We start from the raw sequence: 10716 nt of genomic DNA, 5'->3' as shown, positions 1-10716 counted from the left end.
GCGTCAAGTTATCGGCGGCTTTGACGCGCGGGGCGAGAGCGGTGACCACCAGCAGCACTCCGGCTAAGGCTGCGTAGGTGGCGCGGAAGCCGATGTGATCGGCGATGAAACCGATGCTGGAGGGGGCGACCAGGATGCCTGCATAGCCGACCATTGTGACGGTCGAAATTGCAGCACCCGCAGCCATGCCGGGATGGTTACCTGCGGCCGAGAATAGGATCGGCACCATATTGGCGACACCCAAACCCGCGAAGGTAAAGCTTGCGATGGCCGTAATGTCATTGGGGGCAAACGCGCCGCCCAGCAGGCCAGCGGCAGAGATAAGCCCCGAAATTTGCAGAGTTTTTACGGCGCCAAAGCGGTTGCGCAAGCGATCTCCTGCAAAGCGCATCAGCGCCATCGCACCTGCAAATCCCGCGAAACCGAGTCCTGAGCGAAACAGGTCGGCGCCAAGCTCGCGCCCAAGATAAATTGCGGCCCAGTCGAGCACGGCGCCTTCCGGCACCATGCAGAATAGCGCCATGAAGCCCAAGATCCATAGGCCGGCGTCACGGGGCAATAGGGCGTGTCGTTCGGGCTTACTTTCGCTTGCGTGAACGGCATCTGCGAGCAGATTAGGGCTGGCGAGCAGCACGGTCACAAGTGCGATTGCGGCGACGATCATCGCTTGGGTTTCAGCGCCCCAATAGGCGATGACATAGCTGCCGGCGAGGCCGCCGGTGAAGCCGCCAAGGCTCCAGAATCCGTGGCTTGAGGACATGATGGCGCGCCCCATACGGCGCTCTACCTCAATCGCGTTGGCGTTTATCGCTACATCCATGCAGCCTATTACTGCGCCCATCAGGGCCATCGCCGGGGCGAGCAGCCAGAGATTTGGCGCGAACACGACCAGCGGCAAGGTGGGAACGCAGGCCAAGCCGAAGGCACGGGCGATGCTGCGCGAACCGTGGGTTTGGATCAGACGGCCTGCAAACAGCATTGCGCCGACCGCTCCGAGGCCAAGCGCCAAGATCAACAACCCCAAGGTGGTGTTGCTGATGCCGTGACGGGTCAACAGGAGCGGAATTTGGGGTGCCCATGCGCCCATGATAAAACCGTTGGTGGCGAACATCGCCGCCACGGCCCAGCGTCCGGCCTTTGCCTGTTGCATCTGTCTCTCCCGTTAGCGCTGACAGGATTAGGCGGTGGTATGGCCAAGCGAAAGGGGCGACGGCTGCACCTTTTGTTTCAATCGTTTCAGCGTTAGCGGCCTAGGCGCGGCGAAGCGCCACTGGAGCGGCCTTATAGGAAGACATCGCGCAGGGGTTGTTGGGGTTGGCCTAGACAGAAGCAAATCCTCAAAGCCGGGTGCGTGGGGTTTGGCTCGTTTATGGTAGCGAAAATCGAACATGTCGGTGGTATCCCGGCAGTTATGTCAAGGCTCGGCGCGTTTAGCCGTTGAGGCAAGCGGTCAGTGCATTGGCGATGCTGCGCATCAGGGTGTCGTAGGCGTCGGGGCCGAAGGCGAGGCTGGAGCCGACCGGGTCGAGGGGTGCTCCGAGTTTGGTGGCGGTGCCTTGCATAAGTTGGGTGAGCATGGCGGGGTCGTGTTGCACCTCGGGGAAGGCGCAGGCGTATTGGCCGGATTTGAGTTGACCTTGCAGTTCGGTGAGTTTGGCAGCGCCGGGGGTGGTGGCATCGCCTAGGGCGAGCGATCCGTGGTGTTGCAGGCCGTAATGGCTGGCGAAATAGCCGTAGGCGGCGTGGAAGGTGACGAAGGGTTTGTGTTTGATATCGGTTAGTTGAGCGGTGATTTCGGCATCCATCGTGGTGATGCGGGCTTTGGCGGCGGCGGCGTTGGCGGTGTAGGTGGTGGCGTGGTCGGGGTCTAGGGTGGCGAGATCGGCGGCGATCAGATCGACCCAGATAGCGGCGTTAGCGGGGTTCATCCAAGCGTGGGGATCGGTGCCGTCGTGGGCGTGGGTGTGTTCGGTTGAATTGGCGTGATCGGCGTCGTCGTGAGGTTCTTCCTCGCCTTGACCGTCGGGATAGGCTTGGGTTTGGGTGGCTTTGGCATACAGCAGCGGCAGCGACACGGCCTCACTATCGGTCATCGCGCGGCTCAACCATGGGGTGAGTTCGGGGCCGATCCAGATCACCGTATCGGCGTCGGCGATGCTTTGCATCTGGCTGGGGCGGAGTTGGAAATCATGCTCATCAGCGCCTTTTTCCAGCAGCAATGCCGGCGTGCCGAGGTCCCCCATCACTTGCGATACAAGGGCGTGGACGGGGGGGATATCGGTGACCACGTTGGGGACTTCGGCGAGGGCAAGCGTCGGCAGGCTGGAAAGGGCGAGTGATATGATATAACGCATCATTACGGTCTTTCATTTGGCGATGAGGGGCGGTATGAATGTTATATTATAACGTGTCAAGGGGGCCGCATGGCGCATCATCATTCTGAGGCTTGCCCCGGGTGCGAGGTGCCTGATCTGGCTTTCGCCGCGCATGACCACGCGCATTGCAGCACGGATGCTTTGGCGCGGGCCGAGGTTATGGTGGCGGAGAAGGGGCTGCGGATGACTCCGGTGCGCCGCCGTGTGCTGGAGATTCTGCTGGAGGAGCATCGGGCTTTGGGAGCATATGATGTGCTGACAAGACTTGTGGCGGACGGGTTTGCCAACCAGCCGCCTGTCGCCTATCGGGCATTGGATTTCCTTGAGGAACAAGGGCTTGCGCATCGTATTCGGCGGCTGAATGCCTTTGCGGCTTGTATGCATCCGGGTGAGGCGCATCAGCCTGTTTTCCTGATTTGCCGGGGGTGCAATGTGGTGGCGGAGGCTCCGGCAGCGCCTGTTACGGCGGCTTTGGGAGAGGCTGCGGAGCAGAGTGGGTTTGTGATTGAGCGGAGCACCATTGAGGCTTTGGGGCTTTGCCCGAGCTGTCAGGTGGCGGCATGAGTTTGCTTTCGGCGCATGGAATCACGGTGCGGTTCGGCAATGAGGCGGTGCTGTCGGACGTGTCTTTGGCGATAGAGCCGGGCGAGATCGTGACGATACTTGGGCCGAATGGCTCTGGGAAATCGACGCTTTTGCGGGCGTTGTTGGGGATTTTGCCGCTCGCCTCGGGGAATATAACCCGCATGCCGGGGTTGCGGCTGGGCTATGTGCCGCAGAAGCTGAGCATTGATCGTTCGATGCCGATGACGGTGCGGCGGTTTTTGTCGCTGCCGGTGCGGGTAGGCGATGCCGAGGCGACGGATGCGTTGGCGCGGGTGGGTTTGCCGGGGTTAGAGTCGCGGCAGATGGCGGGGCTTTCGGGCGGGCAGTTTCAGCGGGTGCTGTTGGCGCGGGCGTTGTTGTCGGCTCCGCAACTGCTGATTTTGGACGAGCCGACGCAAGGCTTGGATCAGCCCGGTGAGGCGGGGTTTTATCGGCTGATCGAGGAAGTGCGGCGGGAAACCGGCGCGGCAATTTTGATGGTTTCGCACGATCTGCATGTGGTGATGGCGGCGTCGGATCGGGTGATTTGCTTGAACGGGCATATTTGCTGTCAGGGCTCGCCTGTCGTGGTGTCGAATGCGCCGGAATATCGGGCTTTGTTTGGGCTGGGCTCGCAGGGGGCGCTGGCTTTGTATCAGCACCAACACGACCACAGCCACGAGCCGGACTTGGTCGATGCCCACGGTCGCGCGCCAACGGACCCGCATCACGGACATAATCATGCTTGATAACCTGCTGGGACTCGACGATTTTCTGGTGCGGGCGGCTTTGGCGGGCGTGGGATTGGCGCTGGCGACCGGGCCGCTGGGGTCGTTCGTGGTGTGGCGGCGGATGGCTTATTTTGGTGACGCAACCAGCCATGCGGCAATTCTCGGCGTGGCTTTGGCGCTGGCTTTGCAGCTGCCGATTGGCGTTGGTACGCTAATTGTGGCGATGGCGATGGCGGGGACGGTTTCGACTTTGGCGGCGCGGGGTTGGGCAGTGGATACCACGCTCGGTGTGCTGGCACATTCTGCGCTCGCGTTTGGATTGGTGGCGATTTCCTATGTGCCGGGGGTGCGGGCGGATTTATCGACTTATCTGTTCGGCGATATTTTGGCGGTGTCTAAGGCCGATCTGGGGTTTATCTGGGCGGGGTCGCTACTGGTGGTGGCGCTGCTGGTTTGGCGTTGGCAAGCGTTGCTGACGGCGACGCTGAATGAGGATTTGGCCCATGCTTCGGGGCTGAACCCGGATCGGGAGCGGCTGGTGTTGACGCTGGCCCTCGCGCTTGTGGTGGCGGTGGCGCTGAAGATCGTCGGTGCTTTGTTGATTGCGGCGATGCTCATTATTCCAGCGGCGGCCGCGCGGGGGTTGGCGCGCAATCCTGAGTCGATGGCGGCTTATGCGACGGGCTTTGGCGCGCTGGCGTGTTTGGTCGGGCTGCGGCTGTCGCTGTGGCAAGACACGCCTGCGGGGCCGTCGATTGTCTCGGCTGCGACGGTGATTTTTGCGCTGGCGGCGGTGTTTGGGCGGATGCGGCGGGGCTAAGCGGGGCCACAATTTCCAGCGAAAATCGTCGCCGTTGGGCGCAAGCGATGCCGCTTTCTGCCACTCATGTCGTTTTTATCCGGGATACGTCGGCTGCCCTTGCTCGTATGGGGCGGCTTGCGGCACATATGGGTGCAAATCCCATTCGGAGAGACTTTATGAAGACTCATGTCAAGGCGCTGGTTGTTGGCGGTGGTGCGGTCGGCAATGGCATTGCCTATCATCTGGCGAAGGCCGGATGGGATACCATGCTGGTGGAGCGCGACGAGCTGACGTCAGGCTCGACTTGGCACGCGGCGGGGCTGCTGCCTTTGTTCAACATGGGCTATGCGACGACGCATATTCATAAATATTCGGTAGATTTTTATAAATCGCTGGAGGCTGAAACCGGGCTGAACGCTGGCTTCGCCGTGGTTGGCAACTTGCGGATGGCGCAGAATGAGGAGCGGATGGATGAGTATAAGCTCTATTCCTCCGTTGCCGAGACGGCGGGGGTTTACCATGAATTTATGACCCCGGCGCAGATGAAAGAGCGTTGGCCGTTGCTGCGCACCGACGATCTGGTTGGGGCGCTGTATCACCGGCAAGATGGCTATATTAACCCGGCGGATGTGACACAAGCGATGGCCAAAGGTGCGCGTCAGCATGGCGTGACGATTGAGCGTAAGGTGCAGGTTGACGGGTATAAGTGGACCGGCAGCGAGTGGATCGTATCCTGCACCCGGATGGTTGAGCAGGGTGGCAATCTGATCGCCTCGGACGACAAGTTTGAGATTAGGGCCGAGCATGTGGTGACGGCGACCGGCAACCATGCGCAGCGCACGGCGCGGCTGTTGGGCGTGAAGATCCCGGCTATTCCGGTGGAACATCAGTTCATCGTGACCGAGCCTGATCCGATGTTGGTCGAATACCGCAAGACGAACCCCGAGCACCCGGTTCTGCGCGATGCCGATGCGAAGTGGTATGTGCGCGAAGAACGTGGCGGCTGGATTCTCGGGCCGTATGAAAAGGGTGCGCCGGCGCGGTTTGAATATTCGGTGCCGGATAGCTTCCGCGCCGATTTGTTCCCGCTGGATTTGGAGCGGATCGAGGCGGAATATATGGCGATGATCCACCGCTTGCCGTCCTCGGAAGTGGTTGGGTTGAAGGACGATTTCAACGGCCCGATCTGCTATACTCCCGACGGCAACCCGCTGGTCGGTCCGGTGCCGGGACTGCGGAATATGTGGATCGCGGAAGGGTTTAGCTTTGGCATCACGGCGGCGGGCGGCACGGGCTATTACCTCGCGCAGTTGATGGTGAATGGTGAGGCCGAGATCGACATGGCTTCGCTCGATCCGCGGCGGTATGGGTCGTGGATCACGACGGAATATGCGGCGCGGAAGAACGAGGAATGCTATGACCACGTCTTCGTGCTGCACCACCCGGATGAAGAGCGTGAGGCGTGCCGTCCGTTGCGGACTGCTCCGGTCTATGATCGCCAGAAGGCTTTGGGCGCGCAGTTTGGGCAGGTGAACGGTTGGGAGCGGCCGATTTATTATGGTCCGCTGGATGCTCCAGAGGATTTTGACCACAAATCGCGCAGCTTTCGGCGCGGGGCTTGGTGGCAATATGCGGTCGAGGAAGCAAAGGCTATTCGCGAAACGGCGGGTCTTATTGATGCGACGGCGTTCACCAAGCATGTGGTGAAAGGACCTGGGGCGACGGCTTTCCTCGATTGGTTCACCTGCAACGCTTTGCCGAAAGTGGGGCGGATCAACCTGACCTACGCGCTGACGCCTTCGGGGACGACGCGGACGGAATATACCATCGTGCGGAACGGTGAGGATGATTATTACCTCGTCTCGGCGGGCGCTTGGACGGCGTATGACGCGGATTTCTTGCGCAAATGTGCGGAAGATAAGGCGCCGGAGTTTGGCTATATCGAAATCCACGATGTGACGACGCAATGGGGGGTGTTCGCGCTGGCGGGGCCGAATGCGCGGAAGATTTTGGCGGAGCTGATCAAGGACGAGAACCCGGAAACCGCGCTGTCGAACAAGCGTTTCCCGTGGCTGTCGGCGCGGCGGATTGAACTCGGGATGTGTCCGGTCAATGCGATCCGGGTAGCGTATACTGGCGAATTGGGCTGGGAATTGCACCATCCGATCGAGATGCAGCGCTATTTGTGGGATCAGTTGATTGCTGCTGGGGCGAAGCATGGCATGAAACTGGTGGGGGCTCGGGCGCAGAACTGGTTGCGTCAGGAGAAATCTTACCGGGCGTTCGGCAATGAACTGGGCCGGGATGCGACGCCATTAGAGGCGGCTTTGGATCGGTTTGTTGATCTGAAGAAGGATTTCCAAGGCAAGCAGGCGATGCTGGATGTGGGTATCCGCTCCAAATGCTGCACGTTGCTGATTGATGGGCCGAGCGATACCGATCCTTGGGGTAAAGAGGCGCTGTTGCTAGATGGCGTGAAGATCGGGCGGTTGACTTCGGGCGGCTATTCGGTGGCTTTTGGCAAGCAGATCGGGATGGGTTATGTGCGGCCTGATCTCGCGGAAGTCGGCACTAAGCTGAAGGTTCGGATGAACCTTGAGCTCTGGGATGCGGTGGTGGTTGAGGATTCACCGTTTGATCCGAGCAATGCGCGGATAAGGGTGGACGGCTGATTGTTCACGTGTGGACACGTTGTAGATCTTTGAGAAATCAGGGGGTTAGCGGGGTTGTTCATCGGTTGTTAAGGGTTGGGGGCGGTGGGAGAGATCCTGCCGCCCTTGGTTTTTTGGGTTGGCCGCCGGGGTTTCACACCCCGGACCCCGTGGGATATTTATGAATAGATGAAATTGGGTGGAGGGGTGCTTGGTGAGGTGGGGAAAATTTTAGGCAAATTGTTGACGTTGTAGGGTGTGGAGTGGAGTCGTAACGGTGTTGCAGGGTCGAATGGGGAAGTCCTAGACGGCTAAAGCCGTGGTTGGCGGCAATGCCAACGAGGTGGCGTTCGTCGGGCGGAACCAACTCAAAGAACAGGTTGGCAAATTCCAGCGTGATGGCAGCCTCGCGCTCACGCAGAACGGGTTGTAAAAACTGTGGTGGTTTTTGCGTTGAGTTGGCTGCTACTTTAATCTGTGCACCAATGCACGCGGCGATCTTCAAGCGCCGCCGATCAACGCGAGGCCGCTGATGGCGAAGTTTTTCTTTGGCATGAACCAGTCGCTGGATGGCTATGTCGATCATGATCGCTTCCCATCTGCGCCCAGCCCGACGCTGTTTCGCAAGTTTATTGAGCAGACGCGCGGCCTCGTTGGCAGCCTTTATGGCCGCCGCCTCTACGAGGCGATGCGGTATTGGGATGACGGCCAGCCTGACTGGACTGCGGCACAGCGCGAATTTGCCGTAGCGTGGCGCGACACACCAAAATGGGTGGTGTCAAAGGCTTTGCAAACCGTCGGGCCAAACGCCAAACTGCTTGGCGATGATTTTGAAGCGGAAATCCGTCGGCTTAAAGCTGAGGTCGAGGGCGAGATTGAAGTTGGCGGACCACATCTGGCGCGCAGCCTTACAGAGTTAGGCTTGATCGATGAGTATCGGATTTACCTGCATCCGGTGGTGCTGGGTCATGGCACGCCTTTTTTCGCAGCCGCCCGGCCGCCGCTGCGTCTAATCGGCAGCGATTGCATCGACGGCGACGTGATGAGGCTGGCTTATGTTCCTGTCTGACGGCGATGGCTTAGGTTAATCGCAGGTCCGCGATCGGGCAGGGCGTTGGCTTGGCGCTGCAGGCGTAGTGGATGCGTGCAGTATGGTGATCCTGCCGCCTCTTGATTTTTGGGCTGGCCGCCGGGGTTTCACACCCCCGCTCCGAAGTTTGTTCGCTCCTTCGAAGCAAACTTCTACGCACCCGTGGGATATTTAGGAACAGGTGAAATTGAGTGAGAGAAGCGCAAATTTTAGTTAAATTGTTTGGGGTGTGAAGGTGAAGCTAGTCGGCGGCTATCGTCGTGTCGATCGCTCGGTGACGTGTTGTGTCAGCTGTGGTTTGCGGCCAGCCATGCGTCCCAGTCACGAGTGCTGCCTGCGAAGGCGTTCAAATCGGTTTTGCCGGGTATGCCGGGGACTTGGCCGGTGCCGCTGTATTGCCAGAACGTCCAGCTGTGGCCGGCATACAGGTCTTGCGGATGGGCTTTGACCGAGCGCAGCCAGAAATCAGCACCTTGGACTTGCCACATCTGGTTGTCCTCAAAGAAGTCGATGGCGGTGTAGAGGATAGGGCGTTTTCCGTAATGCGATCGCAGCGCACTTATAAAAATCTGCGCTTCGGCGCGGATATGTTCAGGGCTGTTGCGCACGCGGCAGGTTGGCGAAGTGGGTGTCCATTCCATATCGAGCACCGGCGGCAGGGCTGCGGTGCTGCGCGGCACATGCGCGATGAACCAGCGGGCTTGCTCAATCGCGGGGCGGCAGTGGTAGTAGAAATGGTATGCGCCGCGGGGGATGCCTGCGCGGGCGGCGCCGCTCCAATGTTGATCAAACAATGGGTCGGACTGATCGCCGCCCTCGGTGGCCTTGATGAAGGCAAAGCTGACGCCGTTGGCCCGGGCGGTTGGCCAATCTATCGAGGGCTGGAACTTTGAGACGTCAATGCCGTGGACGCGGTGACTTTGCGGGCTGACGCGGCCAAAGTCTTGCGGGTTGGCATCGCCGAAATTGGCGCGGCTGGGGGCAGCCGTGGGTGAACTGGTGGACTCGTGGATTTCACGACGACCGCCACCGCAAGCGGCGAGGGTGATGAGCAGCAGAAGGGCAAGGGTGTAGCGCATCGGCGCAAAATGCCAGAGCCTGAGGGGTTTGTCAGTAGGGATAAATGCGCGCGTCGGCGGGAATCCCCGTAAGGTGGGGCGGTCGTGCACGGGAAGGGTTGGAAGGCCAGTTTCACGCCTTCCGGGCGCTTGCAGCTGGATTTGTCCGTTGTGTTTGTGGGGTCGAGGCCCCGGCTTTCGCCGAGGCGGCGTGTTGTGGGGGTTAGCTGAAGCGGGCGGGGGAGAGGGCGGCGACTAGGGCGGCGCTGGCGTTGGGCGGGGTGTTGGTGATCAGGTCGGCTGCGAGTTGGCTGGCGGCGGGGCTCGACTGAAACCCGTAGCCGCCTTGGCCTGCGAGCCAGAAGAACGTGGGGTCGGTGGGGTCGGGGCCGATCACCAGCACGCGGTCGGGGCTGAAAGTGCGCAGGCCGGCCCAGTTTGACAGCAGTTTGGTGACGGGTTCGGTGACGCATTCCTCGTAGCGCGCCAAGCCCTCGGCCAGCACCATATCGTCGGCCCAAGCGTCGTGCGGGTCCATCGGGTGTTCCTCGGCGGGAGAGACGATGAGCGCGCCTGCGTCGGGTTTGGCATACCACGTCTCCCCGCAGCCAAACATCATCGGCCAGTTTGTGACATCGTGGCCGCCGGGGGCGGGGATGCGGGCCATTGAGCGGCGGTTGGGTTGGAACCCTAGGGGGCTGATGCCCGCCATTAAGGCTGTTTGATCGACCCAAGCGCCGGAAGCGTTGACCAGAATGCTCGCCTCGAAGGTTTCGGTGTCGGTGGTGACGCGCCAGCCTTTGGCGGTTTTGCTGATGGCGGTGGCCCGGGCGTTTTGGTGGAACTCGGCACCGTTGTTGCGGGCTTCGCGGGCGAAGGTCTGCAGCAAGAGGTCGGTGTCGATGTCCCATGCGTGATCGGCGATGGCTACGCGGGCAACGGTTTCGGGGTTCAGGATGGGGACGAGGGCGCGGGCCGCGTCGAAGCTGACCTCGGGGAGGTGCATGACGTCGATGTCATGCGCGAAATTGGCATCCTCACCGGGGCGACCGAGAATCATGATGCCGCGCGGCGAGAGCACGTTTGGTAGCGCGCGGAAGAAATCGCCTGAGGCGAGGGACAGCTCAACAACTGGGGCGAGGCCGTAGCGGGGTTCATATAGGGCTGCCGAGCGGCCAGAGGCGTGATGCGCGAGGTTGGATTCAGCCTCGAGCAGGGTGACTTTGCCGTGTTGTGACAGGCGGGCCGCGGCGGAAACGCCTGCGATGCCGCCGCCGATGATCAGGAAATCTGTGTGCATATTCGCCCCTCGGTTTCAGGCGATTGGTCGGCAAGCTTGGGGGGAATGCAAGGGGGGTCGGGGTGGTTTTTTGGTGGCGGAGGCGTTTAGGCGCGGGCGGGGTTAGGATGGGCCACGTGTGGAC

The 10716-nt window shown here is 60.8% G+C and carries 9 protein-coding genes; 5 read left to right on the top strand and 4 right to left on the bottom strand.

Going from position 1 to position 10716, the window contains the following annotated elements; genetic code table 11:
* Together JWS10_RS12615 and JWS10_RS12610 are read right to left on the bottom strand one after the other, a co-directional pair.
* Positions 1-1150 (bottom strand): MFS transporter (locus JWS10_RS12615; protein ID WP_299507923.1); only part of this gene is annotated, 1150 nt, incomplete at its 3' end.
* A 280-nt stretch (positions 1151-1430) separates the two neighbouring features.
* A complete protein-coding gene (locus JWS10_RS12610; RefSeq protein WP_299507921.1) occupies positions 1431-2357 on the bottom strand; it encodes a zinc ABC transporter substrate-binding protein in 927 nt (308 codons plus the stop codon).
* Between the two features lie 66 nt (positions 2358-2423).
* On the opposite strand from JWS10_RS12610, the gene JWS10_RS12605 reads away from it, so the two are divergent.
* The 5 genes from JWS10_RS12605 (at position 2424) to JWS10_RS12585 (ending at position 8213) form a co-directional block, all read left to right on the top strand.
* A complete protein-coding gene (locus JWS10_RS12605) occupies positions 2424-2939 on the top strand; it encodes a Fur family transcriptional regulator (protein ID WP_299507919.1) in 516 nt (171 codons plus the stop codon).
* Entirely contained in the window at positions 2936-3709 is a 774-nt protein-coding gene (locus tag JWS10_RS12600; RefSeq protein WP_299507917.1) for a metal ABC transporter ATP-binding protein, read from the top strand. The genes JWS10_RS12605 and JWS10_RS12600 overlap by 4 nt, the downstream gene beginning before the upstream one ends.
* On the top strand, positions 3702-4511 hold the full coding sequence (locus JWS10_RS12595; RefSeq protein WP_299507915.1) for a metal ABC transporter permease: 810 nt from the start codon (positions 3702-3704) through the stop codon (positions 4509-4511). Before JWS10_RS12600 ends, JWS10_RS12595 begins: the two co-directional genes overlap by 8 nt.
* 158 nt (positions 4512-4669) lie before the next feature.
* Positions 4670-7165, top strand: coding sequence for an FAD-dependent oxidoreductase (locus tag JWS10_RS12590; RefSeq protein WP_299507913.1), 2496 nt, complete (start codon positions 4670-4672; stop codon positions 7163-7165).
* Positions 7166-7676: 511 nt separating this feature from the next.
* Positions 7677-8213 carry a dihydrofolate reductase family protein gene (locus tag JWS10_RS12585; RefSeq protein ID WP_299507911.1) on the top strand — a complete coding sequence of 179 codons (537 nt, stop codon included), beginning with the start codon at positions 7677-7679 and terminating at the stop codon, positions 8211-8213.
* Positions 8214-8521: 308 nt separating this feature from the next.
* Here the strand turns inward: JWS10_RS12585 and JWS10_RS12580 are convergent, their stop codons facing one another.
* Together JWS10_RS12580 and JWS10_RS12575 are read right to left on the bottom strand one after the other, a co-directional pair.
* Positions 8522-9313 (bottom strand): GH25 family lysozyme, encoded by a 792-nt coding sequence (locus tag JWS10_RS12580; protein WP_299475118.1) that lies wholly within the window; start codon positions 9311-9313, stop codon positions 8522-8524.
* A gap of 202 nt (positions 9314-9515) precedes the next feature.
* A complete protein-coding gene (locus JWS10_RS12575; protein ID WP_299507909.1) occupies positions 9516-10592 on the bottom strand; it encodes an FAD-binding oxidoreductase in 1077 nt (358 codons plus the stop codon).
* Positions 10593-10716 lie beyond the last annotated feature (124 nt).

It is taken from the genome of Cypionkella sp., from assembly GCF_028290025.1.
Taxonomy (GTDB): Bacteria; Pseudomonadota; Alphaproteobacteria; order Rhodobacterales; family Rhodobacteraceae; genus Cypionkella.
This window is presented reverse-complemented; position numbering and strand designations above follow the sequence as displayed.